Source organism: Bradyrhizobium cenepequi, assembly GCF_020329485.1.
GTDB classification, from domain to species: Bacteria; Pseudomonadota; Alphaproteobacteria; order Rhizobiales; family Xanthobacteraceae; genus Bradyrhizobium; species Bradyrhizobium cenepequi.
In genome coordinates, this window is sequence record NZ_JAGKJI010000002.1 from 196,074 (window position 1) to 220,472 (window position 24,399).

Sequence of the window (24,399 nt, forward strand, 5' to 3'; positions counted from 1 at the left end):
ACGCAAAGCCTAGAGCATGATCCGGAAAAGTGGAAACCGGTTTTCCCTCGCGACAAACGCGAAGCGTTTGCGCGGAGATCATGCTCAAACAAAGAGATAAATGGCGCCGCGCGTCAGCCCGCCTCCAGCGGGCGGCATGCGTTGGTCGGGCCAGGCAGGGAACTAGTTCAAGTGCCCGTGACAGTGTCGCCCCATCGCCAGCGCCGGGCGCGGGCGTAGTCAGCCTTGGCGCGGCGGGGGATCCTTGCAATCGAGAGGCCGTTTGGAGTGCAGAGCTTTGCGGTCACCTCCGCCTTGCCGACGACGGGCTGCGCCAGCACGCGGGACGGGTGGTTCGCGCTAGGCGTCCGCGTCAGCGCGACATAGGAAAAGCGCTCGTCCTCGAACGGCACTTCTGCGCCCTTGACCTGCATATGCGCGCGCGAGCGGGAGAGCCGTTGGCTGAAATGGCACCAGTCCGGCGCCTCGAGCGGGCATGCTTCGTCATGCGGGCAGGGGGCCGCAACATGCGCGCCAGCTGCGATCAGTTGCGCCCGCAGTGCGATGATGCGCGCATAGCCTGCAGGCGTGCCGGGTTCGACGATCACAAGCGCCTCGCTTGTCTTCTCCCACATCAGCCTGGCAAGCGCGGTTCGCTCGGCCTCATCGATCTCGCCGACCATGTAGCTCGCGACGACGAGGTCCGCCGGCTGCGCATCAGCGAGCAGCTTTCGGGCCGGCCCGAGCTCGTAGTGCGCATCGCGCAGCCGCGTGCCGACGAGCTCAAGCGCCAGCGCGCGCAACGCGGGGTTGGCATCAAGCAGGGCAAACCGTTGCAGCGACGAGAAGGCTTGCGCCGCCGCCCAGCTCGCTGTGCCCGGTCCGGCGCCGATATCGAGTAGCGACGTCGGCGCGAAATCCGGCTTGATCTCGACGAGCGCGTTCAGGCTGGCGACAACGGCGGCATAGGTCGCGGGCATCCGCGCCAGGACGTAGGCGAGTGCATCGGCCTCGGATTTGATGGTGCCCGAGCCGCCGCCGTCGCGGTAGGTCCGCGAGATTGTGGCGGCGCGGTTTGCCGCTTCGGTGCGTGAGAAGCCCTGCAGCTTCGCGTCGAGTGCCGCTTTGAGTTCGACGGGAAGGTCGGGCGAGATCACGCCACGTGCTGATCCAGGATACCGACCGCGCCTTCGAGGTCGACCGAGACCAGTTGTGACACGCCGCGCTCAGCCATGGTCACGCCAAACAGCCGGTTCATCCGCGCCATGGTGATCGGGTTGTGGGTGATGGTGATGAAGCGTGTTTCGGTCGACGACGTCATCTCGTCCAACAGGTTGCAGAAGCGCTCGACATTGTGGTCGTCCAGGGGCGCGTCGACCTCGTCCAGCACGCAGATCGGCGAGGGGTTGGTCAGGAACACCGCGAAGATCAGCGCCAGCGCCGTCAGTGCCTGCTCGCCGCCGGAGAGCAGCGACAGCGTCTGCGGCTTCTTGCCCGGCGGTTTCGCGATGATCTCCAGGCCAGCCTCGAGCGGATCTTCGCTCTCGATCAGGTGCAGCGCAGCCTCGCCGCCGCCGAACAGCTCGACGAACAACCGTTTGAAGTGGTTGTTGACGGTCTCGAACGAGGTGAGGAGCCGCTCGCGCGCCTCGCGGTTGAGGCTCTGGATGCCCTGGCGCAGGCGCTTGATCGCCTCCACCAGGTCGTCGCGCTCGGTGGTGAGCGCGGTGTGCTGGGTCTCCACCTCACGCAGCTCTTCCTCAGCGCGCAGATTGACGGCGCCGAGGCGCTCGCGATCGCGGCGCATCTTTTCGAGCTCTTCCTCGACCTGGCCGACCGGCGGCAGTTCGGCGCCCGGCTCGATCTCGGCAAGACCGGCCAACGCCCGCGGCTCGACCTCGAGCATGTCATGGATCTCGCGCTCGATATCGGTGAGCCGACGCCGAGTTCCTTCCATCCGCTCCTCGGCGCGGGCGGTGGCTTCGCGCGCGCTGGAGAGCGCTTCGAGCGAGGCTTTGGCGGCGCGGTCGGTCTCTGCCATCGCGGACTCGGCGGCGGCGAGCGCGTCGGCCGCGGCACGGCGATCGTTCTCGGCGTACTCGATCTCGCTGATCAGCGCGCTGCGCTTCTCCGCAAACACCTCCGGCGCATTGGCGAGTTCCTCGCGCTCCGCCGTGACCTCGGTGATGCGGGCCTCGATCGTTCCGACCTGCGAGGCGGCGCTTGCCTTGCGGTTCTGCCACTCGTTGCGCTCGGCGAGGATCGCTTGCACGCGGCGGTCGGCGAGCTCGGCTTCACGGGCCAGCGCCTGCGCTTCGGCGCGCACCTGGGCGGCCACGCGGCGCTGGTGGTCGATCTCGGCGCGGACGGCGGCGAGCTGGCCTTCGGTCTCCACGCTCGCCGGCAGTTCGGAGAGCGCCGCAGTGGCATTCTCCTGCGCGGCCTCGGCTTCGGCACGGTCGGCGGCAAGGCGGTTGTGCGCTTCCGTCAGCGCGGATTTGCGCGCGGCGTGGCGGTTGATCTCGCGCTCGGCGGCGGCATGGCGTTCGCGCGCGGCATCGGCTTCGCGGCGCGCGGCTCGCGCCGCCTCGCGTGCGGCGGTCTCGGCTGCGGAAGCGGCGCGTAATTCGGCTTCTGCATTCTCCAGCGCCTGCCGCTTGGTGATCACCTCGGCGCGGGCTTGCTCGAGCTCGTGCTCGATATCGACGAGGCGGGCGCGCTCGGCGAGGCGCCGCGCCGCGCCGGTCGGGGCATGCGCGGCGGTGACAAAGCCGTCCCACCGCCAGACATCGCCCTCGGGCGACACCAGCCGCTGGCCGGTTTTCAACTGCGACACCAGCTCCGCGCCGCGCTCCTTTGTCACCACGCCGATCTGGGCGAGGCGCCGCGCGAGTTCGGACGGCGCCTGCACATGGTTGGCGAGGCAATCGACGCCTTCGGGCAGCGCCGGGTCCTCGCCGGCGGGGACGTTGGTCCAGCGCATCGGCGCCGAGGGATCGACGGGCGCATCGAGATCGTCGCCGAGCGCGGCACCAATCGCCTTCTCATAGCCCTTGGCGACCGTGATGCCGTCGATGATCGGCGGCCACAGGTTCTTGGTCTCGCCATTGACGATCTTCGAGATGGTGCGCGCCTCGGTCTCGAGCCGCTGCACGCGCTTTTCCGCATCGGTCAGCGGGCTGCGGGAGGCTTCCAGCGTCTGCCGGGCCACGACGTGACCGGTCTCGCTCGCCTGCACGGTGGCTTCGGCCTCGGCGAGCGTCTGCTGCGCGGTCTCGACCGCGGCAGCGAGCACATCGATGTCGCCGAGCGAGCCGGTCTCTTCTGCGAGCTTCTGCTCCTCGGCCTGGACGCTGGCGATCTCCTGGTCCAGCCGGGCGAGCCGGTCGCGATGGCTGCGCACGCCGGCTTCGAGCTGGTTGCGCTTGGCGGTGAGGTCGGCAAGTTCTGTGGTCAGCTCGGCGAACCGGCGCTCGGTCTCGGCAAGAATGGCTTCCGCTTCCGCGACGCGCTCGTCGACGCCGGAGCGTTGCTCGACCCGCGACTTGATCTCTTCCTTCAGCTCGGCATCCTCGGAGTCGAGCCGCTGCAGCGCGACGTCGGCGTCCGCGGTCTGCTGCTGCTCGCGCGCGATGTCGGCGACGAACTGCGCCAGGCGCCGGTCGAGCTCGGAAACACGTTCCTTGGCGCGCTGCTCCTCGCGGTCGAGCATTTCGCGCGCATTGTTAAGCCGCTGCAGGCCCGCCGCCGCGCGCGCTTCCGCCTCGCGCAGCGCCGGCAGTTCGGCGGCGCGGATCGCCTGGATGCGGGCGGATTCCGCCTGCTCGCGGGTGCGTTCGGCCGCCTCGCGGACGGCAAGTTCACGGGTCTGCGCGGCGTCGTTGACGTCGGCGTGGGCCTCGATCCAGCGCAGGTGGAACAGCATCGCCTCGGACTTGCGCACCTTGGCCGCAACCTCGCGGTAGCGGATCGCCTGCCGCGCCTGCTTCTTCAGCCCATCCATCTGGCCGGAGAGCTGGCCGATCACGTCCTCGACGCGGGTGAGGTTGGTCTCGGCCGCCTTAAGCCGCAGTTCCGCTTCATGGCGGCGGGCATGCAGGCCGGCGACGCCGGCAGCATCTTCCAGCACGCGGCGGCGCTGTTCCGGCTTGGCCTGGATGATCTCGCCGATCTTGCCCTGGTGCACCAGCGCCGGCGACCTTGCACCGGTCGCTGCATCAGCGAACAGGAGCTGCACGTCGCGCGCACGCACGTCGCGGCCGTTGATACGATAGACGGAACCCGCCTCGCGCTCGATGCGGCGGGAGATTTCCAGGATCTGGCTGTCGTTGACCGCGGCCGGCGCCGTGCGATCGGCGTTGTCGATCGTCATCACCACTTCGGCGTGGTTGCGCGCCGGGCGATTGCCGGAACCGGCGAAGATCACCGCGTCCATGTCGGCGGCGCGCAGCGACTTGTGCGAGGTTTCGCCCATCGCCCAGCGCAGCGCTTCCACCAGATTGGACTTGCCGCAGCCATTCGGTCCGACCACGCCGGTGAGGCCCGGTTCGATCATGAAGTCGGTGGGTTCAACGAACGACTTGAAACCGTGGAGGCGTAGGCGCGTGAGCTTCATGAACACAAATCTCTGTTAGCCGGGCGCGAATCTCCCTGCCGTGACAATACCATGGAAGGCAATGTCGGTATCTAGGCGGTCCGCTCGCTGCGGCCCTCATGGCCGCGACAATGGCGAGGCCGGGGCGTACCGGCAACCGCCGCCCCGGGCTTTTCCCAAGGCTTTTGCTTGGTTTATCCGATGTTTCGAATAGCTGTGGACGAATCAGCTTTTCAACAATGAATTGATGCGCTTGCTGAATTCGTCGAACGAGGTTTCGCCCTTCAGCATCTCGCCATTGATAAAGAAGGTCGGCGTCGAATTCACCTTCAACACGTCGTTGGCGTATTTCTGGTCGGCGGCGATCTTGTCGAGCAGCGCCTGGTCCTTCAGGCACTCCTCGACCTGCTGCTGGCTGAGGCCGGCCTGCTTGCCGATTCGCGTCAGCGTCTCCGTGGTGTTCTTCATCACCCAGTCGTTCTGCTGGCGGAACAAGAGGTCGATGACCGCGAAATATTTCGGCGCGTCATCCTTGGAGATGCAGCGCGCCAGCATCGAGCCGGCGGCGGCCTTGATGTCGAGTGGGAACTCGCGGAACACGTAGCGGATCTTGCCGGTGTCGATGTATTCCGACTTGATCTTCGGGAACACTGTTTCGTTGAAATTCGCGCAGTGCGGGCAGGTCATCGAGGCGTATTCGGTGATGGTCACCGGGGCATTCTGCGGGCCGAGCGCCATGTCCGGCAGCGACTGCGGCTTGGCGACATCGGCGGCGCTCTGCGCCATCGCGTCAGAAATCAGGCGCAGCGGCGAAAGACCGATCAGGGCGGCAAGTCCGGTCAGCGACAGGGCAGCGGTAAAGGCGCGGCGCGTGATGATCAAGGTCGGCTCCCGAATTGGCGCGGTCACGCCCAAAGAGGTCGAAAAAAGCGAGCTTTCGCTAGCTTGAAATAGGGATTGTGGCAATGCTGCGCTTGAATACCAATCACGCGAAAAAGCCTCAATTTCGCTTGATCGAGGCTCCCAATCGCGCAAGCGCGGAGCGCAGCGCTTCGTCCTCCACGGCGGACAGGGTCTTTTCGACCGCCGCCACCGCCCTGGCGTCCGGCGGCCGTGGCCGCGCCGGGCGCTCCCGGCGCGAGAGGGGCGCCTGCCGCAGCGCCAGCCGGCCGACTGCGTGCCAGCCGAAGAAACGGTTGACCCGCTCGAGGATGCGGTCCGACGAGTGCTGGATCTCCAGCGCCATTGGCCCCTCGACCCGGAGCACCAACGTTGCCGGCTCCTGCGGCTGCCCCTCCACCGGCCGCGGCCATTGCATCTTCATCGGCTCGGAAAACCGCGCGATCTCGGTCCCCGCGATCTCCGCCCACCGCGTCACCAGTTCGCGCGCGGCGAACCCCTGCCTGGCATACGCGTCCGAGAAGACGTCGTTGAGCAGGATGGAGAGCGGCTTTGCGCTGATCGGACCGGGTTTTGCCATGGTTTGTCATATCACTTCGCAACGATCCCAGGAATAAAGACGTGGATGGCTGCGACAGGCCCGGGCGCGACGTGGAGAGATTTGCGCTCCGACACTAAGATGGGCTCATGAGCTCTCGCGCAGCCGCCAGGACCAAGCCACGTGATGCATCGCCTGACACAGCCGCCGCACGGCCTGCCCTGCTGCTTGCCTGGTATGACCGGCATCGCCGCCGTCTGCCGTGGCGGGCTCCGGCGGGTGAACCGGCTGATCCGTACCGGGTGTGGCTGTCGGAGATCATGCTGCAGCAGACCACCGTCAAGGCGGTCGGGCCGTACTTCGAGAAATTCGTCTCCCGCTGGCCAGACGTCGCCGCGCTGGCGCGCGCTTCGCTGGGCGACGTGCTGCGGATGTGGGCGGGGCTCGGCTACTATTCCCGCGCGCGCAACCTGCATGCCTGCGCCGTCGCCGTGCTGCGCGACCATGGTGGTGTCTTTCCTGACAGCGAGGAGGGGCTTCGCACGCTGCCGGGAATCGGGCCGTACACGGCCGCCGCCATCGCGGCCATTGCCTTCGACCGCCGCACCATGCCAGTCGACGGCAACATCGAGCGGGTGGTGTCGCGGCTGTTCGCGGTCGAGGAGGCGTTGCCACAGGCCAAGCCGCTGATCCAGCAATTGGCGAGCACTTTGCTTGGCCCTTCCCGCGCCGGCGACGAGAAGTGTCGCGCCGGCGATAGCGCGCAGGCGCTGATGGATCTGGGCGCCTCGATCTGCACGCCGAAGAAGCCGGCCTGCGCGCTGTGCCCGCTCAATGACGACTGTGCGGCGCGCGCCCGCGGCGACCAGGAGAGCTTTCCGCGCAAGGCGCCGAAGAAGACCGGCGCGCTGCGCTCCGGTGCGGCGTTCGTCGTCACCCGCGGTGATGAGCTGCTGGTCCGCACCCGTCCCGACAAGGGCCTGCTCGGCGGCATGACGGAAGTGCCGACCTCCGAATGGCTGGCCGGGCAGGACGATGTGGCTGCGCTTGAGCAGGCACCACCGCTGAAGGGCGTTGCGCGCTGGCACCGCAAGGCCGGCGTCGTCACCCACGTCTTCACCCATTTTCCGCTCGAGCTGGCGGTCTATACCGCGACCGTTGCGGCGCGCACGCGAGCGCCGGAGGGGATGCGCTGGGTGCCGGTCGCGACCCTTGCCGATGAGGCGTTTCCAAACGTGATGCGCAAGGTGGTTGCGCATGGGCTCGGCATGTGAAGCTGCTGACAGCATGCTGGCAGCAGGCCTGCGTTAGGTAGGAGCCAACGGAGGCTCCCATGATCGCGACCGCGCTTGACCGTCTCGCTACGCCACCCTGCGCCAAGCTGCTCGGCTGGCAGCTGCTCGACGCGCGCCCGGATGAAGGCTGGATCCGAATCGGCTTCGAGGGCAGGGAAGAGTTCTGCAACCCGGCCGGCTTCATCCAGGGCGGCATCCTGTCGGCGATGCTCGACGACACCATGGGCCCTGCGGTGTTCGTCATGACCGAAGGCAAGCTCTACACCGCGACCATCACCATGACCGTGAATTTCCTGGCGCCCGCAAAGCCGGGACCGATCACCGGCGAGGCCAAAGTCACCCAGCTCGGCAAGACCGTCGCCTTTGTCGAAGGCAGGCTGACCGCGCAAGACGGCGCCGTGCTCGCCACGGCATCGACCAGCGCACGCCTGGTGGAGACGGCGAAGGCCGTTCGCTGATCTCCCTTGTTCCGAGCGGGGTGGACGCGGCAAGAGCGCGCCGTTAACTTCGCGTCCTTCTGAACGAGGGATGGAACATGCTCAAGCTTTACTATGCCCCCGGCACCTGCGCGCTCGCCTCGCACATCGCGCTCGAAGAGTCGGGCGCGCCCTATACGGTCGAACGGCTCGACTTCAAGACCAACCAGCAGAACAGCCCGGACTATCTCAAGATCAACCCGAAGGGACGAGTGCCGGCGCTGGTCACCGACCAGGGCGTCCTCACCGAGACGCCCGCGGTGCTCGCCTTCATCGCGCAGAGTTTTCCGAAGGCGAAGCTGGCACCGCTCGATGACATCTTCGCATTCGCGCAAGTGCAGGCGTTCAACAGCTATCTCTGCTCGACCGTGCATGTCGCGCATGCCCACAAGATGCGCGGCTATCGCTGGGCGACAGAGGAGTCCTCTTTTGCCGACATGAAGCGCATGATCCCGAAAACGGTCGGCGCAAGCTTTGCGCTGATCGAACGCGACATGCTGAAAGGCCCGTGGGTGATGGGCGAGGCCTTCACGATCTCTGACATCTATCTGTTCACGATCGCGCAGTGGCTCGAAGGCGACGGCGTCGATCTCGCGGCGCTGCCGAGAGTGATCGATCACCGCAACCGCGTGGCCGCGCGGCCTGCAGTGAAGAAGGTGCTCGACGCGGAGGCGTGAGCGCTTTGCACTAACCGGGTTGCGCCATCGCGAGACCCTCATGGTGAGGAGCGCGGCACGCGCGTCTCGAACCATGAGGCCCCACCGGTGGCCTCGCCCTTCGAGACGGCCGCGGAGCGGCCTCCTCAGGGTAAGGGGATAGAGTGGAGTACGGAGCCCGGGACGCGGGGATAGATCTGATTCAATTGTCAAACAGCGGAGGGGATGTGAGTCCGCATTCTCGCGGCGCTTTGCGCCCGAGCTTTGCGTCACCTTCCACCCTCTCGTTGAAGTGAGGGCGCAGGGAAAGCCGGGTGCCGGTTGCACCCGTGGGCCCCGTGCAACAAAAAGCACGGGGGTAGGACCACAGGTCAACCGGAGCAACACCGGCTTTCCCTGCGCAGTGGTTTACAGCTTACTTCGTGCTCTTCCCGGTGACCGGGCTTTCTTGCCACCGTCGTCTCTCGCGCAAATTTCTTCGCGCAAAAAACTTAGCGCCAGCGTCGGGGCGCCAGAACCACACGACTTCGCCGTCCACGGATAGTCACGCTCGTCAGTCGCAACACCCGCGTCCACCGCATCTCACCGCAACGTTCGTGACGATCGCGAGCCGCCCCTCATTTGGATGAGACGCGCGGAGTTAAATCACTGATTTGCCCGACGATGGAAGCGGAATGTTTTTCGCCGTAAGGCTGGACAGGGCAAATCACGTTGATTGGATTGGAGAAATTTCCGCGAACGCGACTCGTCATTCCGGGGCGATGCGAAGCATCGAGCCCGGAATCCATCCAACCGCAGAGCATGCGGCGAAATGGATTCCGGGTTCGCGCTGCGCGCGCCCCGGAATGACGGAGAGTGGGGAGCCCATCCCTCGAGACGCCGCTAACGCGACTCCTCGGGATGAGGAATTCGTCTGGAGCGAAGCGAAGCATCGCACCCGGAATCCATTTCGCGCGAATCTACGTTTTCAGCGTACCCAGTTCTCGTCCCGTTTCCAGCATCAACTGGCGCAGCCAGATCGAGCCGGGGTCCATCTGGGCGCGCGTGGGATAGAACATGTGCTGCTCGTCGATGCCGGGATCGAGCGGCGGCGTCACAGTTAGCAGTGACAATTGCCTGGCGAGGGCTGTGATCAGGCGGCGCGGCACGAAGGCGACGAGGTCGGTGCGGGCTGTGACATGCAGCGCCTCGATATAGCCCGGTACAACGAGAGCGATGCGCCGCTCGATGCCCTTGGAGCGCAGCCAGCTATCGATCAGGTCCTCGTTCTGGCCGCGGATCACCACGGCGACATGCCTTGCCGCGAGGAACGCCTCGCGCTTTTTCAACCTCGCGCCGACGGGGTGACCGCGACGCACCGCGAGCGCGTCGCAGTCGACATAGAGGCGCTGGCGGTGGAAGCCCTTGAAAGCGTCGCCGATCGAGATCACGAGATCGACGGTGCGCGCGAATTCGGCGGTGAAGATCGCAGGTCCCCGCCACGGCACCACGTCGATCGTCACGTGCGGCGCGATCCGTGTGATCTTCTCCATCAACGGTGGCATCAGCAGTTCGACCGCGAGGTCCGGCATCATCAGCCGGAAATGCCGGTCGCTGCTGATGGCGTCGAACGCGTCGGGAACGAACAGCGAGCGCACCTGGTCGAGCGCCTGCGCCAGCGGCGCGCGCAACGCCTGTGCCCGCGGCGTCAGCTCCATCCGTGCGCCGCTCCGCACCAGGAGCGGATCGCCGATCAGATCGCGCAGGCGCTGCAGCGCGTGGCTTGCGGCCGGCTGCGACAGACGAAGGCGCATCGCGGCGCGGCTGACACTGGCTTCCCGCAGCAGCGCGTCGAGCGTGGTCAGGAGGTTGAGGTCAAGCGAATTCAAATTCATCGCATGAATAGATATCATATTGGCTATCGATTTGAAGAATGATCTGCGTCGCGGCACAACTAAGGCGTAGTCAACCAGCAACCGGAGAAGCCGCCATGAGCGCAGCCGACAACAAGAAACTGATGCAGCAGATCTTTGCCGCCGCCGGAAATCCCGATCCCGCCGCGCGCGACCGCGCGCTGTTCACCGCGAGCCTCGCCGAGGATGCGACATGGACGGTGACCGGACAGTATTCCTGGTCGCGCACTTTCAAAGGCAAGCAATCGATCCTCAACGATCTCCATGGTCATGTTCGTTCGCTGCTGGCAGAACGGGCGCGCACCGTCGCACATCGTTTCATCGCCGACGGTGACCATGTCGTGGTCGAAGCCAAGGGCGACAATGTCACCAAGCAAGGCGTTCGCTACGACAACGACTACTGCCTGGTGTTCCGGCTCGAGGACGGCAAGATCAAGGAGATCAGGGAATACTGCGACTCAGTGCTGACCGAGAAGGCGCTGGGACAGTTCCCTGCGCCACAGGTTCGTGCGGCGGGTTGAAGCGTCCTCCGTCATTCCGGGATGCGCCATTAGGCGCAGGCCCGGAATCCATTGATCCGCATGTGCAGGTGGTGAAATGGATTCCGGGTTCTCGCTTCGCGAGCCCCGGAATGACGGAAGATGATGTGATCACGCCACCTTGGTCTTGAGGTGGCCGAACATGAAGTTCTTCGCCTCCTCGTCCATCTCGGCCTTGAAGGTGAACTTGTCCTTCAGTGCGATCGCGCGTGAGGCTGCCGGGCGCGCCGAGATCTCGTCGACGAGGCGCTTGACGTTCGGGTATTTCGCGTAAGCTTCGTCACCGAGCACGAACGGCGCCATGCGTGCCCAGCCCCAGAACGCCATGTCGACGATGCTGTAGCTGTCGCCGACCATGTAGCGGCTCTTGGCGAGGTGATCCTCGAGGATCTTGTAGTGGCGGTTCGCCTCGTACTGGTAGCGGTTGTTGGCGTATTCGAGGTCCTTCGGCGCGAAATGCTTGAAATGCACCGCCTGTCCGGAATAGGGACCGAGGCCAGTAGCGATGAACATCAGCCATGACAGCGTCTGCGCGCGGGTCGCGGGCGTGTTGGCGGGCAGGAATTTTCCTGTTTTCTCGGCGAGGTAGAGCAGGATCGCATTGGAATCGAACACGAACACGCCGTCATCGTCGATCGCCGGCGCCTTGGCGTTCGGATTGACCTTCAGGAATTCCGGCTTGAACTGCTCGCCCTTGCGGGTGTCGAGCGGTACAGGTTCGTAAGGCAGGCCGGACTCTTCTAGGAAGAGCGCAACCTTGTTCGGGTTCGGTGCGCCATTGAAGTAGAACTTGAGCATTTGAAAGGCTCCGTTTGTTTTGTTGCCGACTGATGGACCCCGGGCCGCACTCATGCGCCGAATTCGGCAGGGCGCGCAAGCGATGAATTTATGAAGGGCGCCTCTGGCGCTTGGCGATCAGCCGAAATAGATCAAGCTGACTACGCTGGCGAGGATCAGGGCTACGCCGACCACGTCCAGGAGCACGGCGAAGCGCGTTGCGGTTTGCAGATCGGTGGCCTGGACGGCACGCTCGCTGCTCCGTCCATAGCCGTGCGTGATGATGTCCTCGGTGAAGTGGCTATGCGCTTCAAGCGCGCTCGTGAGGCCGACCGAGACCAGCAGCACCCCGAAAATGGCAAGGCCGAAAAAGCCGAGCAGGCCAATCAGCAATATCGGAAACATGCCGATCAGGAAGATCGGCAACAACGGCACAAGCAGCAACGTCTCGGATTGTCTGCGCATCGAGCAATCCAATCGAAACAGCGACCGATGGCGGAATTGTAAGCCCCGCGTTGGCGCCGAATCAAGGCGAAAGCGTTCAACACGGCGTCATCGTGACGTCCGGTGAGGCGTAGCTTTCTGTTCCGCCGAGGCATAACGGAAGTGAGCAGGACTTCCCTTGTCATTCCGGGATGCGCCGACAGGCGCAGGCCCGGAATCCATTGGGCCGCGGGCGCAAGTGGTGAAATGGATTCCGGGCTCTCGCTTGCGCGAGCCCCGGAATGACGGAGGGATTTGAGAAGAGCTCAACCCGCCGCCATCTCGGAGCGGATTTCGGCGCGCAGCTCGTCGATCAGCTTGAGGCCGTTCTTGGTCTCGACGTGCCAGAAGGTCCAGCCGTTGCAGGCGCCCGAGCCCTGGGCGACGGCGCCGATGCGGTGGATCGAACCGACCTTGTCCCCGAGCATGATGGCGCCGTCGGCGCGCACGAGGGCGCCGACCCGCTTTTTGGCGTCGACCAGTTTGGCGCCGGGCATGATCATGCCGCGCTCGATCAGTTCGGAGAAGGCGACGCGCGGGGCCTCGCGTGCGGTCATGAACGGGGCGAGCGTTTCTTGCGGCAGCGGCTCGATGGCGGCGATGCGCGCTTCGGCAGCGACGGCATAAGCGGCATCGCGCTCGATGCCGAGGTAGCGGCGGCCGAGACGTTTTGCCACGGCGCCGGTGGTGCCAGTGCCATTGAAGGGATCGAGCACGAGATCGCCGGGCCTCGACGACGACAGCAGCACGCGCGCGAGAAGCTGCTCGGGCTTCTGCGTCGGGTGCACCTTCTTGCCGTCCTTGCCCTTGAGGCGCTCTTCGCCGGTGCAGAGCGGGATCAGCCAGTCGGAACGCGCCTGCACGTCCTCGTTCGCTGCCTTCAGCGCTTCGTAATTGAACGTGTAGCCCTTGGCCTTCTCATCACGCGCGGCCCAGATCATGGTCTCGTGCGCATTGGTGAAGCGGCGGCCGCGGAAATTCGGCATCGGGTTCGACTTGCGCCAGACGATATCGTTGAGGAGCCAGAAGCCGAGGTCCTGCATGATCGCGCCGACGCGGAAGATATTGTGATAGGAGCCGATCACCCAGATCGTCGCCGACGGCTTCATGACGCGGCGCGCGGCGAGCAGCCAGGCGCGGGTGAAATCGTCATAGGCGGCGAAGGAGGAGAACTTGTCCCACTCGTCGTTGACGGCATCGACATGGGATTCGTCCGGACGCTTGAGATCGCCCTTGAGTTGCAGGTTGTACGGTGGATCTGCGAAGACCAGATCGACCGAGCCGGCTGCAAGCTTTGACATCTCTGCGACGCAATCGCCTAAGACGATACGAGCAGATGCCGTGGACTCAAATTTAGTGCGGGGCGCCTTTGCAGACGCCCCGCGACGCGACTCAACCATGACTCAAGACTCTGACTCAGGCGACGCTGTCGGCGACGCGGGACCAAACAACCGACTGGCGACACCATGACGGGCCAAAGTAAAAATCGACTTAATCGAAAATACCGCACGACAAGTTCTGCGCATTTCGATTGCGCGTTTTCTCAATTGCGCATTTTCGGATTCGAAATCGTGCGCTGCCTCGCAGCATGCATTATGCGGATTGCGCCAGCTACGGCGGAATCAGAACTGGGAATCGAGTTCGCCGGGAAGCTCACGCGATTCGTGATGACGTCGCAGCATCAGCCATGCGCGGATGGCTCGGCATCGCACTAGGCAATATTTGCCGGGCAGGCTATTGATTAACGGAATGGAAATTTTACGTCTGTTCCGCGTTTACCTAGGATAGGACTGAGGGGAAACCGCCATGCGTTACGATGATTTCCGTCGCAGCGACGATATCGAGGATCGTCGCGACGAGGGCGGATCTGGCGGTGGAGGTGGCGGCTTCGGCATTCCCATGGGCGGCGGCGGGCTCGGCATCGGCACCATCATCGTGCTTGGCCTGCTCGGCTATGCCTTCGGCATCGACCCGCGCATCCTGATCGGCGGCGCCGAAATCCTGACCGGCGGCGGACAGGCGCCGACCTACCAGACCGACCGCCGCACCGCGTCCGGCAAGAGCGGCGCGCCGACCGACGAAATGGGCAGCATGATCTCCGGCATCCTGGGCGAGATCGATGATCGCTGGAGCGAGATCTTCCGGGACAGCGGGCAGACCTTCGCCGGTCCGAAGATCGTATTGTTCCGCAACGCCACTAATGGCGGCCGCTGCGGCATGGCGCAGTCGGCGATGGGTCCGTTCTACTGTCCGCCGGACAAGACCATCTATCTTGACACCGGCTTCTTCCGCGAGGTCGAGACGCGCTTCCGCGGCTGCTCAGGCAATGCGTGCAAGTTCACCGCGGCCTATATTATCGCCCATGAGGCGGGCCATCACGTGCAGAACCTGCTCGGCATCATCCCGCGCGTGACGCGGCTGCAACAGGCGGCCGACAACAAGGCCGAGGCCAATGCGCTGCAGGTGAAGGTCGAGTTGCAGGCCGATTGCCTCTCCGGCGTCTGGGTCAATCGCGAAGAGAAGAAGCGGCCGGGCTTCCTTGAGGCCGGCGACATCGACGCGGCGCTCAGGACCGCAACCGCGATCGGCGACGACACGCTGCAGCGGCAGACGACGGGCAGGGTGGTGCCCGACTCCTTCACCCACGGCTCGGCGCAGCAGCGGCGGCAATGGTTCATGACCGGCTACCAGAAGGGCACGGTGTCGGCCTGCAACACCTTTGGCCAGGGGGCGCTGTGAGAGTTGGACAGCTCTCACCTCTCCCGCTTGCGGGAGAGGTCGGCGCATGAGCCCCGGGTGAGGGTTCTCTCCTCACGGGGAGTCCCAATGCTGAGATACCCTCACCCCGACCCTCTCCCGCAAGCGGGAGAGGGAGCAGAGAGAGAAACGTTATGTCGATCGAAGAATCAAAACCGTTCATTCCGCTCAACATCGCGGTGCTGACGATTTCCGACACGCGCTCGCTCGCCGATGACAGGTCCGGAATGACGCTGGCCGATCGCATCACCGCCGCCGGCCACAAGCTTGCGGCGCGCGAGATCGTCACCGACGACATCGAGGCGATCCGGGCCGTCGTGAAGCGCTGGATTGCCGACGAGGGTGTCGATGCGATCATCACCACCGGCGGCACCGGCTTCACCGGCCGCGACGTCACGCCCGAAGCGATCGAGCCGCTGTTCGAAAAGCGGATGGACGGCTTCTCGATCGCCTTCCACATGCTGAGCCATGCCAAGATCGGCGTCTCGACGATCCAGAGTCGCGCCACCGCAGGGGTGGCGGGAGCGACTTATATCTTCTGCCTGCCGGGCTCGCCCGGCGCCTGCCGCGACGGCTGGGATGGCATTCTGGCCGCCCAGCTCGATTACCGCACGCGCCCCTGCAATTTCGTCGAGATCATGCCGCGGCTGGACGAGCACCTGCGCCGGCCGAAGGCGCAAGGCGCGACGGCCTAGTCTCACCACGGTCGTCATTCCGGGGCGCGCGAAGCGCGAGCCCGGAATCTATTGGGCCATTTGCGCAGGCGGCGAAATGGATTCTCTGATGTGCAATTGCACATCATAGTTCGCGCTTCGCGCGCCCCGGAATGACGCCGGTGGCGACATCAGCGCTTGTGAAAGATCCTCATCAGCCGCGCCCACAAGGCGCGCGCCATGCTTTGATAACACTCGGCCCGGAGCGCGTGCGCGCGCCTGATATGGAAGGCGAGACGTTCCGGCGTGACGCGCCGCGGTGGATCGCGACGCCTCGGCTTCACAGCGCCCGCTCCCAGGTCTCGCCGACGAGATCCTGTCCGAAGCTGCGGTGCGGCTCGCTCTTCACCAGCACGAAGCCGGCGTCCTGATAGATTTTCCGCGCGGCGATCAGGATGCTCTGGGTCCAGAGGGTGATTTTGCGATAGCCGCAGGCCTTGGCAAAGGTGATGCATTCGTCGACCAGCCGCTTGCCTACGCGCTGTCCGCGCCCGGCCGGATCGACCAAGAGCAGCCTGAGCTTGGCGATGTCGTCGGAGTGCCTGACCAGGAACACCGAGCCGACCGGCATTCCATCGAGATCGGCGATCCAGCAGCGCTCGCGCGAGGCGTCGAACGAGGTCAGGAATTTTGCGACGATCTCGGCGACGAGCGCCTCGAAGCCTGAATCGAAACCGTATTCGCTGGCATAGAGTGCGCCATGGCTCTGCACCACCCAACCCATGTCGCCCGGGCGCGGGTCGCGCAGCACCGCGCGGGGGGCTGCGGCCTCGCCGAGCAGCCGCTCGATGGTGCCCATCGCCCCTGTCAGGCGGACGCGATCGTCCGGCGCAAGCCGCATCAACATCGCCGCAACCTCGTCATGTGAGGCGCGGTTGATCCTGGCGAAGGCCTGCCGTCCCTTCGCGGTGAGGCCGAGCTGGTATTGACGGCGGTCGGAGGCCAGCGGTGTTCGGGTGAGCAGCCCATCCTCGTCGAATTTCTGGAGGATGCGGCTCAGATAGCCGGGATCGAGCCCGAGCTCGGTCCCGATTTCCTTCGCCGATATCTCCTCGCGATGGGCCAGCTCATAGAGCACCCGCGCCTCGCTGAGCGAGAGCGGGCTTTTCAACAGATGCTGGTCGAGCATGCCGAGCTTGCGGGTGTAGAAGCGGTTGAACGCCCGCACCGCGGCGACCTGGGTTTCGGTATCCGGCTCTGACATCGTGCGCACCTCGATAGTTGCTATTGTCAAATAATTATTTGACTTTGGCAAGTATCAGACATGCAGCCAGAACTGTCATTCCGGGGCGCGCCAACGGGTCCGCGCAAAGCGCGGCCCGATGACAGGCTCCGCGCGAACCCGGAATCCATTCCTCCATATGGGTTGCGGCCCGATGGATTCCGGGCCTGCGCCTATGGCGCATCCCGGAATGACGAGGGAGGCGTCCTACGCCACCATGATCCGGCTGCGCAGCATGGTGCGGGAGGAGCGGCCGAGCTGGCGCAGCAGCCTCGCTTCGGAGCGGCGGGCATCCGGCCGGTAGCCGCCGAGCCGCTCGTAATGATCGCGTGAGATCAGGAGGCCCTGTTCGGCGGTCGGGCCGGTCAGCATGCGGGCGACGAACTTGAAGCCGTCGCGCAGGCGGGTGTCGGCATAGGGCGAGCGGGCGTAGCGGAAGATGCCGGCCCGTGGGCGGCCGCTCATGGCGACGCCCTGGATGAACTGGGTGGTCTCCTCGATCCAGCCGTTGTCGAGCACTGCGCCTGGATGCAGGAACATCAGCCAGGGCGAGCGCGCCTGGCGGGCGCCGGCCGCCAGCGCAGCGGCGCGGGTGCCGTCGAACGCCATGAAGCGGCAGCCGGCGACATCGGCGACGCGTTCGATCACGTCGGACCTGGCGCGATCCTTGGCGCGATCGACCAGCAGCACCTCCTTTATGATTCCGGCCGCGGCGCCAGGAACCAGCGCCGCAAGGGTGGCGACCGCAGCCCGCTCGTCGCCCTCGGTCGGAATAATCACGCTCAGCATTATCTGAGGCTTCGTTGGCTCAAAGTGGTGAAAAGCTTGGAAACTGTTATCACCTTGTCACAATCAAAACAGCCTGAGGGTGCAGTTTTTTGCGGCAGCGCGGCTGTGGAATTTTGCAAATATGTTCTTGATTTGTTCTCGCGGCGTGCTAGCTTGGGAACATGAGCCGAGCATCCTCTCATGCCCTCAAGCACCCGCCGGTGACGGCGCCCTCCACACCGGCGGGTGCGCCTTCCGCGTTTCCCGAACTCGCGGTCGCAATCGAGCGCGAACGGCGGCGCGGCCGCGGCGCGCAATCCAATTCCAGCGGCCGCTATGAGGCCGAGGCGCGCGTCAGCTTCGACGACGGCTGGCAGAGCCTGGAAGAACTGCCGCCGTTCAAGACCACCGTCTCGCTCGACACCTCGCGCAAGGTGATCGCGCGCAACGATTCTCCCGATATCGGCTTCGATCGCTCGATCAATCCGTACCGAGGCTGCGAGCATGGCTGCGTCTACTGCTTCGCGCGGCCGACGCATGCCTATCTCGGCCTGTCGCCGGGACTGGATTTCGAATCGAAGCTGCTTGCCAAGCCCGATGCGCCAGCGCTGCTCGAGAAGGAGCTGGCCGCGGCGGGCTATGAGCCGCGCATGATCGCGATCGGCACCAACACCGATCCGTACCAGCCGATCGAGCGCGAATACAAGATCATGCGCGGCATCCTCGAAGTGCTGGAGCGTGCCGGCCATCCGGTCGGCATCGTCACCAAATCGGCACTGGTGACGCGTGACATCGACATCCTGCAGCGGATGGCGAAACGGAACCTGGTCAAGGTCGCGCTGTCGGTGACGACGCTCGATGCCAAGCTGGCGCGCACCATGGAGCCGCGCGCCTCGACGCCGCCGAAGCGGCTGGAAACAATCAAGCGATTGGCGGATGCCGGCATTCCCACCACCGTGATGGTCGCGCCCGTGATCCCCGCGCTGAACGATTCCGAGATCGAGCGCATCCTCGATGCGGCGGCGCATGCCGGGGCGAAGGAAGCGAGCTACGTGTTGCTGCGGCTGCCGCTGGAAGTGCGCGACCTGTTCCGGGAGTGGCTGCTCGCGAACTATCCCGACCGCTACCGCCACGTCTTCACCCTGATCCGCGACATGCGCGGCGGGCGCGACTACGACTCGCAGTGGGGAACGCGGATGAAGGGCACCGGGCCGATGGCCTGGATGATCGGCCGCAGATTCGAGATCGCCTGCGAGAAACTCGGCCTGAACAAGCGCCGCTCGAAGCTGACGACCGACCATTTCGTCAAGCCGAAGCAAAGCGGCGAGCAATTGAGCCTGTTCTAAACACCTTCATTGAATAATGGGGACGAGTGTAGGGTTCCCCGTTGCGCCGGGGCGGCTGCTTCAGCACAGTCGCGCCCATGATTCGGGACAAGTCCGAGAAGAAACAGCCGGTCAAACCGGCGAAGGGCGTGATCGCAGTGGCGCCGCCGAGCTTTCGGCGCGAGCGCGCGCTGATCAAGCGCGGGGTGTGGCCGGTTGCCGGCTGCGACGAGGCTGGGCGCGGCCCGCTCGCCGGTCCCGTGGTCGCCGCGGCCGTGGTGCTGGATCCCAAGCGGATTCCGAAAGGCATCGATGACTCGAAGCGGCTGACGGCGGAACGGCGGGAAGAGCTGTTCGAGCAGATCTGCGCGACGTCGGCGTTCGCGGTGGCCTTCGCCTCGCCGGCGCGAATCGATCGCGACAATATCCTGCGCGCCTCGCTCTGGGCCTTGGCGCGCGCCGTGCAGGCGCTGCCCGAAGCGCCGCAGCATGTCTTCGTCGACGGCCGCGACAAGGTCGCCGTAACCTGCGACTGCGAGGCGGTGATCGGCGGCGATGGGATCGTGATGTCGATCGCGGCCGCTTCCATCATCGCCAAGGTGACGCGGGACCGGCTGATGCGCGCGCTGGCGCTGGATTGCCCGGGCTATGGCTTCGAGCAGCACAAGGGTTACGCGGTGCCGGAACATCTGGAGGCGCTGGATCGCTTGGGGCCGAGCGCGCATCACCGCAGCTTCTTCGCGCCCGTGATCGCCGCCCGGCAGAAGCATTTCCCGGAAACGATCGACCCCGATCTCTTCACGGTGGACCCTACGGCCGAGACGGTCGACCCGACAATCGAGGCCGAAGCGACGGCCGCCTGAAGCGCGATGCGATCAGGATGAATCATCATCGCGCTTTAGGTTGTTGTTTGAGCATGATCTTTTCGGAAAACCGCTTCACACTTTTCCGGATCATGCTCTAGCGCTGTTGCCTCCATCGCGTGCGGCCTCTATCAAATCTCGGAATCAAATGAGGCCGCACACAGGGCTGATTCTGGGCATTTTGGGCGCATGCGTTTCACCTCCCTGGTCGTCGAACTGATCCGCGCCCGGCCGCGGCTGGTGGTTTGGATCGTGGTGCTGGCGCAGGCGGCGCTGTGGCTCCTGGTGCCGCTTCTGGTCTATCGCAGCCCGCCCGGCGACGTTGCGACCGTGCTCGCCTTTGGCCGGGAATATCAGGTCGGCACCGATCTCGGCCCGCCGCTCGCGTTCTGGCTGGCCGACATCGCGTTCCGCGCCGCCGGCAATCACGTTTTCGGCGTCTATCTGCTGGCGCAGATTTGCGCGGTCGCGACCTTCGTCAGCCTCTATCATCTTGGCCGCGCCATAGTCGGCGGACAGCAGGCCGTGCTCGCGGTGCTGCTCACGATGACGGTGATGGCCTTCTCGTCGCCCGGCCTCGAGTTCGGCCCGCTCGTGCTGGCGCGCCCGCTCTGGGCGCTTTTGCTGCTGCATTCCTGGCAATTGTTCGGCCAGAACCGGCGCAGCGCCTGGTTCGCCTGGTCGATCGATTGCGGCCTGTTGCTGCTGACAACGCCGGTGGCGATCGGGATGATCCTGCTGGTCTTGGTCTTTGCGCTGGCGACCGCGCGCGGACGGCGCACGCTGGCGTCGTTCGATCCGCTGTTCGCGCTGCTCGTGGTGATCGTGCTGGCGCTGCCTTACCTGGTCTGGCTGATGCGGTTGGATGTTCTGACGCTGCCGCCGCTGCCGGCACTGACGGAGTTGGGCGCGCGGACGATACGCTCCGGCGTCGTGCTCGGCGGGCTGGTGGTGTCGATGGCCGGCATCGCGCTGCTCCTGGTCCTCAACTCCCCCTGGTTCGCCCGGAAGGCGGAGGAGGCGCCGATCATCCACCGGCCGCCGGTCGATCCCTTGGGACGGCAGTTCGTCTATTTCTTCGCCTTCGCGCCGGCGCTGATCGGCAGCCTGCTCGCCGGCCTGTTCAAGCTCGACCACGTGGTCGGCGGCGCGGGCGTCGCGCTGCTGCTCTCGGGACTGGCCGTGATCGTCAACGCCGGCGATCTCATCCACCTCTACCGTCAGCGGCTGTTGCGCTCGGCCTGGGCGGCGGCGATTGCCGCGCCGGCCGCCGCGGTGGTTGCGGCGACACTGCTCGTGCCCTGGGTCAGCACGGCCGAAGTGCGGACCTCGATGCCGGCGACCGCAATCGCGCATTTCTTCGCTGACAGTTTCGAGCGGCGCACCAACCAGCGGCTGCGCGCGGTGACCGGCGATCCCGAACTGGCGCGCCTGGTCGCGATGGACCCGCAGCGCCCGCATCTGTTGCTCGAAGGAACGCCGCGGACGCCCTGGCTCTCGCCGGCGAAGTTCAACGAGACCGGCGGGCTGATCGTCTGGCGCGCGTCCGATACGTCGGGCGCGCCGCCGCCGGAGATCGCGCAACGTTTCCCCGGCCTGGTTCCGGAAGTGCCGCGTTCCTTCGAGTGGCTGGTCAACGGCCGGCAGCCGCTGCTGCGGATCGGCTGGGCCATCGTGCGGCCGAAAGGGCCGTAAGGCAGGCCGCTCAGGATGAGGGGGAGCTTTGCTGCCCCAGCACCTTCGCGATGGCGCGAAGGTCCTGCCATGACATCCGCTTGTAGGAGGGCGAACGCAAGAGATAGGCGGGGTGGAAGGTGGCGATGGCGCGGATCACTCGCGTGCCGGTGTCGTAGTCGACCCATTTCCCGCGGGTGCGCATGATCCCCTCGCGCGTGCCGATCAGCGCCTGCGTCGAGGGATTGCCGAGCGTGACCAGCACGTCGGGATTCACGAGCTCGATCTGGCGCTGGATGAAGGGCAGGCACACCTGTGTCTCCTGCGGCGTCGGCGTGCGGTTGCCGGGCGGCCGCCACGGGATCACGTTGGCGATATAGGCCTTGCTGCGGTCGAGCCCGATCGCCGCGATCATCCGGTCCAGGAGCTTGCCGGAGCGGCCGACAAAGGGCAGCCCCTCGATGTCCTCGTCACGGCCGGGCGCTTCGCCGACGAACATCACCCGCGCCGCCGGATTGCCGTCGGCGAACACCAGTTTCGTCGCGGTATGCCTCAGCGCACAGCCGTCGAAATTCTCGAGCAAGGTCCGCAGCGCCTCCAGCGTCGGCGCGGTCCGTGCCGCCTCGCGTGCAGACGCAATCGCCGCATCGGGTGCGACGGTGATTTCGCTGCGCGGAACTGCCGGCGCCGCAAGCGGCATATCCCGCTGCGCCCGCGGCAGCGGCGCCACCTCGCGCGGCGGTGCGGCGGGAACAGGCTCAAGCTCCGCGAGCCGGTTGACCGGTTCGTCGCTAAGCGCGCAATCGACCCCGGCCTCGAGATAAAAGGCCAGCAATTGCTTCAAGGTAGGAGCAGGCTCGGGCATCATGGTGGGATACAAGTCCTCCGCCCGCAATTTAGGATGCATCGCGCCATCGCGAAATGCATTTCAATGGTTGTCCTCGCCGCAAAAATCGGAAACAAGGCAGCCTAACGGATTAGAAGCGTTCTCAACCGGGCTGAGAAGAGACCATGAGCACCGAAGAACTACCGCCCCGCGAATCCATGGAATTCGACGTCGTGATCGTCGGCGCCGGACCGTCGGGCCTCTCGGCTGCGATCCGGCTGAAACAGCTCAATCCCGATCTCAGCATCGTCGTGGTGGAGAAGGGTTCCGAGGTCGGCGCGCATATCCTCTCCGGCGCGGTGATCGATCCGGTGTCGCTCGACAAATTGATTCCGGATTGGCGCGAGGACGCCGACTGTCCGCTGAAGACCCAGGTGAAGGACGACCGCTTCTACTGGATGACGGCTGCCGGCGCGATCCGGCTGCCGAACTTCATGATGCCGCCGTTGATGAACAACCATCACTGCTATATCGGCTCGCTCGGCAATGTCTGTCGCTGGCTGGCACCGAAGGCGGAAGCGCTGGGCGTTGAGATCTATCCGGGCTTTGCCGCCGCCGAAGTGCTCTATGACGACAACGGCAACGTGCGCGGCATCGCCACCGGCGATATGGGCATCGCCAGGGACGGCTCACACAAGGACTCCTACACCCGCGGCATGGAGCTCCTCGGCAAATACACGCTGTTCGCCGAAGGCGCGCGCGGCAGCCTGTCGAAGCTTCTGATCGCGAAATACCAGCTCGATGCGAAGAGCGAGCCGCCGAAATTCGGCATCGGCTTGAAAGAGGTGTGGCAGATCGATCCCGCCAAACACCAGAAGGGCCTGATCCAGCATTCCTTCGGCTGGCCGCTCAACAATTCCACCGGCGGCGGCTCGTTCCTCTACCACTACGATGACAACCGCGTTGCCGTCGGCTTCGTCGTGCATCTCAATTACGACGATCCATATCTTTCGCCGTTCGACGAATTCCAGCGCTTCAAGACGCATCCCTCGATCCGCTCGGTGCTGGAAGGCGGCAAGCGGCTCGCCTATGGCGCGCGCGCCATTACCGAGGGCGGCTACCAGTCGGTGCCGCGGCTGACCTTCCCGGGCGGCGCGCTGATCGGTTGCGCGGCCGGCTTCGTCAACGTGCCGCGCATCAAGGGCGTCCACAATGCGATGGGCAGCGGCATGCTTGCCGCCGAGCATGTGGCGGCGGCGCTCGCTGCCGGCCGCGCCAATGATGAGCTCGTGGAATACGAAAATGCCTGGCGCGATTCCGCGGTCGGCAAGGACCTGCATCGGGTTCGCAACGTCAAGCCGCTGTGGTCGAAGTTCGGCACCATCGTCGGCGTTGCGCTTGGCGGCTTCGACATGTGGTGCAACACCTTGGGCTTCTCGCTGTTCGGAACCCAGTCGCACTCAAAGCCCGATCGCAAGACGCTGGATCCGGCGAAACAGCACACGCCGATCGCCTACCCGAAGCCGGACGGCAAGATCTCGTTCGACAAATTGTCCTCGGTGTTCCTCTCCAATACCAACCATGAGGAGGACCAGCCGGTCCACCTCAAGGTCGCTGAGATGAACCTGCAGAGGACGTCGGAGCATGACGTCTATGCCGGCCCCTCCAACCGCTATTGCCCGGCCGGCGTCTATGAATGGGTCGAGGAATCCTCAGGTCCGCGCTTCCAGATCAATGCGCAGAACTGCGTCCATTGCAAAACCTGCGACGTGAAGGACCCGAACGGTAACATCACCTGGGTTCCGCCGGAGGGCGGCGGAGGGCCCAATTACGAGGCGATGTAACAGAGAGGCGTTCCGACCACGATTGCGTGAGTGGACACCCCGATAAACCGAGAGGAGCGGCCACGATACCGCCACACTGGAGGCGTTTCCGGTGTTGCTGGTCAAATCGGTGGCTTTGAGGGCTAATCTGCTGATTGATTCGCCACCCGTATCCTTGCGGTTGAAGGCCAAAAGCGGCATTGTCGCTGGCCGGGATGCCGCCGCTTGGGTTCGCATTCGACACTGATCCGAAGAGATCGCCGCCGTAAATCCTGCCGTAATCCCTTGGAGCAAGGCGA

General features: G+C 65.1%; 21 protein-coding genes. 10 read left to right on the plus strand and 11 right to left on the minus strand.

Annotated elements, in window-relative coordinates:
• Positions 1 to 167: 167 nt before the first annotated feature.
• From J6497_RS04270 to J6497_RS04285, 4 genes are all read right to left on the minus strand, one after another.
• Positions 168 to 1,136 carry a small ribosomal subunit Rsm22 family protein gene (locus J6497_RS04270; protein WP_225702977.1) on the minus strand — a complete coding sequence of 323 codons (969 nt, stop codon included), beginning with the start codon at positions 1,134 to 1,136 and terminating at the stop codon, positions 168 to 170.
• Positions 1,133 to 4,594, minus strand: coding sequence for a chromosome segregation protein SMC (gene smc, locus J6497_RS04275; protein WP_225702978.1), 3,462 nt, complete (start codon positions 4,592 to 4,594; stop codon positions 1,133 to 1,135). The genes J6497_RS04270 and smc overlap by 4 nt, the downstream gene beginning before the upstream one ends.
• Before the next feature lie 204 nt (positions 4,595 to 4,798).
• Positions 4,799 to 5,455 carry a DsbA family protein gene (locus J6497_RS04280; RefSeq protein WP_225702979.1) on the minus strand — a complete coding sequence of 219 codons (657 nt, stop codon included), beginning with the start codon at positions 5,453 to 5,455 and terminating at the stop codon, positions 4,799 to 4,801.
• 118 nt (positions 5,456 to 5,573) lie between these two features.
• On the minus strand, positions 5,574 to 6,053 hold the full coding sequence (locus J6497_RS04285; RefSeq protein WP_225702980.1) for a DUF721 domain-containing protein: 480 nt from the start codon (positions 6,051 to 6,053) through the stop codon (positions 5,574 to 5,576).
• Positions 6,054 to 6,160: 107 nt separating this feature from the next.
• Here J6497_RS04285 and mutY point away from each other — a divergent pair, with 107 nt between their 5' ends.
• The 3 genes from mutY to J6497_RS04300 all read left to right on the plus strand — a co-directional run bounded on the left by mutY (position 6,161) and on the right by J6497_RS04300 (position 8,459).
• Positions 6,161 to 7,285: an A/G-specific adenine glycosylase gene (gene mutY / locus J6497_RS04290; RefSeq protein WP_225702981.1), complete on the plus strand. Its 1,125-nt coding sequence runs from the start codon at positions 6,161 to 6,163 to the stop codon at positions 7,283 to 7,285.
• Between the two features lie 59 nt (positions 7,286 to 7,344).
• Positions 7,345 to 7,764, plus strand: a complete 420-nt coding sequence (locus J6497_RS04295; RefSeq protein ID WP_225702982.1) for a PaaI family thioesterase — start codon at positions 7,345 to 7,347, stop codon at positions 7,762 to 7,764.
• Between the two features lie 77 nt (positions 7,765 to 7,841).
• Positions 7,842 to 8,459, plus strand: coding sequence for a glutathione S-transferase family protein (locus tag J6497_RS04300; RefSeq protein WP_225702983.1), 618 nt, complete (start codon positions 7,842 to 7,844; stop codon positions 8,457 to 8,459).
• Positions 8,460 to 9,397: 938 nt separating this feature from the next.
• On the opposite strand, the gene J6497_RS04305 is transcribed toward J6497_RS04300, so the two are convergent.
• A complete protein-coding gene (locus tag J6497_RS04305) occupies positions 9,398 to 10,312 on the minus strand; it encodes a LysR family transcriptional regulator (RefSeq protein ID WP_225702984.1) in 915 nt (304 codons plus the stop codon).
• Between the two features lie 95 nt (positions 10,313 to 10,407).
• Here J6497_RS04305 and J6497_RS04310 point away from each other — a divergent pair, with 95 nt between their 5' ends.
• On the plus strand, positions 10,408 to 10,851 hold the full coding sequence (locus J6497_RS04310; RefSeq protein WP_225702985.1) for a nuclear transport factor 2 family protein: 444 nt from the start codon (positions 10,408 to 10,410) through the stop codon (positions 10,849 to 10,851).
• Positions 10,852 to 10,980: 129 nt separating this feature from the next.
• On the opposite strand, the gene J6497_RS04315 is transcribed toward J6497_RS04310, so the two are convergent.
• The 3 genes from J6497_RS04315 to J6497_RS04325 form a co-directional block, all read right to left on the minus strand.
• Positions 10,981 to 11,667, minus strand: a complete 687-nt coding sequence (locus J6497_RS04315; protein ID WP_225702986.1) for a glutathione S-transferase family protein — start codon at positions 11,665 to 11,667, stop codon at positions 10,981 to 10,983.
• A gap of 117 nt (positions 11,668 to 11,784) precedes the next feature.
• Complete coding sequence (locus tag J6497_RS04320; protein ID WP_225702987.1) at positions 11,785 to 12,111, minus strand: hypothetical protein; 327 nt, start codon at positions 12,109 to 12,111, stop codon at positions 11,785 to 11,787.
• A 284-nt stretch (positions 12,112 to 12,395) separates the two neighbouring features.
• Complete coding sequence (locus J6497_RS04325; protein WP_225702988.1) at positions 12,396 to 13,529, minus strand: site-specific DNA-methyltransferase; 1,134 nt, start codon at positions 13,527 to 13,529, stop codon at positions 12,396 to 12,398.
• 406 nt (positions 13,530 to 13,935) lie between these two features.
• On the opposite strand from J6497_RS04325, the gene ypfJ reads away from it, so the two are divergent.
• Both ypfJ and moaB read left to right on the plus strand, forming a co-directional pair.
• A complete protein-coding gene (ypfJ, locus tag J6497_RS04330; protein WP_225702989.1) occupies positions 13,936 to 14,868 on the plus strand; it encodes a KPN_02809 family neutral zinc metallopeptidase in 933 nt (310 codons plus the stop codon).
• Positions 14,869 to 15,020: 152 nt separating this feature from the next.
• A complete protein-coding gene (gene moaB, locus J6497_RS04335) occupies positions 15,021 to 15,581 on the plus strand; it encodes a molybdenum cofactor biosynthesis protein B (RefSeq protein WP_225702990.1) in 561 nt (186 codons plus the stop codon).
• 298 nt (positions 15,582 to 15,879) lie between these two features.
• Here moaB and J6497_RS04340 read toward each other — a convergent pair whose 3' ends face one another.
• Together J6497_RS04340 and J6497_RS04345 are read right to left on the minus strand one after the other, a co-directional pair.
• The gene (locus J6497_RS04340) at positions 15,880 to 16,803 is read right to left on the minus strand and encodes a bifunctional helix-turn-helix transcriptional regulator/GNAT family N-acetyltransferase (protein ID WP_225702991.1); all 924 of its coding nucleotides are present in this window, start codon (positions 16,801 to 16,803) and stop codon (positions 15,880 to 15,882) included.
• 225 nt (positions 16,804 to 17,028) lie between these two features.
• Entirely contained in the window at positions 17,029 to 17,610 is a 582-nt protein-coding gene (locus J6497_RS04345) for a glycosyltransferase family protein (RefSeq protein WP_225702992.1), read from the minus strand.
• 161 nt (positions 17,611 to 17,771) lie between these two features.
• On the opposite strand from J6497_RS04345, the gene J6497_RS04350 reads away from it, so the two are divergent.
• The 3 genes from J6497_RS04350 (at position 17,772) to J6497_RS04360 (ending at position 21,472) form a co-directional block, all read left to right on the plus strand.
• Positions 17,772 to 18,935 (plus strand): PA0069 family radical SAM protein, encoded by a 1,164-nt coding sequence (locus tag J6497_RS04350; protein ID WP_225702993.1) that lies wholly within the window; start codon positions 17,772 to 17,774, stop codon positions 18,933 to 18,935.
• A gap of 77 nt (positions 18,936 to 19,012) precedes the next feature.
• A complete protein-coding gene (rnhB, locus tag J6497_RS04355) occupies positions 19,013 to 19,777 on the plus strand; it encodes a ribonuclease HII (RefSeq protein ID WP_225702994.1) in 765 nt (254 codons plus the stop codon).
• Between the two features lie 189 nt (positions 19,778 to 19,966).
• Complete coding sequence (locus J6497_RS04360; RefSeq protein WP_225702995.1) at positions 19,967 to 21,472, plus strand: glycosyltransferase family 39 protein; 1,506 nt, start codon at positions 19,967 to 19,969, stop codon at positions 21,470 to 21,472.
• 10 nt (positions 21,473 to 21,482) lie between these two features.
• On the opposite strand, the gene J6497_RS04365 is transcribed toward J6497_RS04360, so the two are convergent.
• The gene (locus J6497_RS04365; RefSeq protein ID WP_225703222.1) at positions 21,483 to 22,319 is read right to left on the minus strand and encodes a uracil-DNA glycosylase; all 837 of its coding nucleotides are present in this window, start codon (positions 22,317 to 22,319) and stop codon (positions 21,483 to 21,485) included.
• A gap of 143 nt (positions 22,320 to 22,462) precedes the next feature.
• On the opposite strand from J6497_RS04365, the gene J6497_RS04370 reads away from it, so the two are divergent.
• Entirely contained in the window at positions 22,463 to 24,121 is a 1,659-nt protein-coding gene (locus tag J6497_RS04370; RefSeq protein ID WP_225702996.1) for an electron transfer flavoprotein-ubiquinone oxidoreductase, read from the plus strand.
• The last annotated feature ends 278 nt before the right edge of the window (positions 24,122 to 24,399 follow it).

Coding starts and splice junctions, on each gene's coding strand:
- J6497_RS04345 (WP_225702992.1), bottom strand. CDS start 17,610: ATGCTGAGCGTGATTATTCCGACCGAGGGCGACGAGCGGGCTGCGGTC.
- J6497_RS04305 (WP_225702984.1), bottom strand. CDS start 10,312: ATGAATTTGAATTCGCTTGACCTCAACCTCCTGACCACGCTCGACGCG.
- J6497_RS04370 (WP_225702996.1), top strand. CDS start 22,463: ATGAGCACCGAAGAACTACCGCCCCGCGAATCCATGGAATTCGACGTC.
- J6497_RS04295 (WP_225702982.1), top strand. CDS start 7,345: ATGATCGCGACCGCGCTTGACCGTCTCGCTACGCCACCCTGCGCCAAG.
- J6497_RS04320 (WP_225702987.1), bottom strand. CDS start 12,111: ATGCGCAGACAATCCGAGACGTTGCTGCTTGTGCCGTTGTTGCCGATC.
- J6497_RS04300 (WP_225702983.1), top strand. CDS start 7,842: ATGCTCAAGCTTTACTATGCCCCCGGCACCTGCGCGCTCGCCTCGCAC.
- J6497_RS04310 (WP_225702985.1), top strand. CDS start 10,408: ATGAGCGCAGCCGACAACAAGAAACTGATGCAGCAGATCTTTGCCGCC.
- J6497_RS04325 (WP_225702988.1), bottom strand. CDS start 13,529: ATGGTTGAGTCGCGTCGCGGGGCGTCTGCAAAGGCGCCCCGCACTAAA.
- J6497_RS04365 (WP_225703222.1), bottom strand. CDS start 22,319: ATGATGCCCGAGCCTGCTCCTACCTTGAAGCAATTGCTGGCCTTTTAT.
- smc (WP_225702978.1), bottom strand. CDS start 4,594: ATGAAGCTCACGCGCCTACGCCTCCACGGTTTCAAGTCGTTCGTTGAA.
- J6497_RS04350 (WP_225702993.1), top strand. CDS start 17,772: ATGAGCCGAGCATCCTCTCATGCCCTCAAGCACCCGCCGGTGACGGCG.
- ypfJ (WP_225702989.1), top strand. CDS start 13,936: ATGCGTTACGATGATTTCCGTCGCAGCGACGATATCGAGGATCGTCGC.
- J6497_RS04340 (WP_225702991.1), bottom strand. CDS start 16,803: ATGTCAGAGCCGGATACCGAAACCCAGGTCGCCGCGGTGCGGGCGTTC.
- J6497_RS04360 (WP_225702995.1), top strand. CDS start 19,967: ATGCGTTTCACCTCCCTGGTCGTCGAACTGATCCGCGCCCGGCCGCGG.
- J6497_RS04315 (WP_225702986.1), bottom strand. CDS start 11,667: ATGCTCAAGTTCTACTTCAATGGCGCACCGAACCCGAACAAGGTTGCG.
- mutY (WP_225702981.1), top strand. CDS start 6,161: ATGAGCTCTCGCGCAGCCGCCAGGACCAAGCCACGTGATGCATCGCCT.
- rnhB (WP_225702994.1), top strand. CDS start 19,013: ATGATTCGGGACAAGTCCGAGAAGAAACAGCCGGTCAAACCGGCGAAG.
- J6497_RS04285 (WP_225702980.1), bottom strand. CDS start 6,053: ATGGCAAAACCCGGTCCGATCAGCGCAAAGCCGCTCTCCATCCTGCTC.
- moaB (WP_225702990.1), top strand. CDS start 15,021: ATGTCGATCGAAGAATCAAAACCGTTCATTCCGCTCAACATCGCGGTG.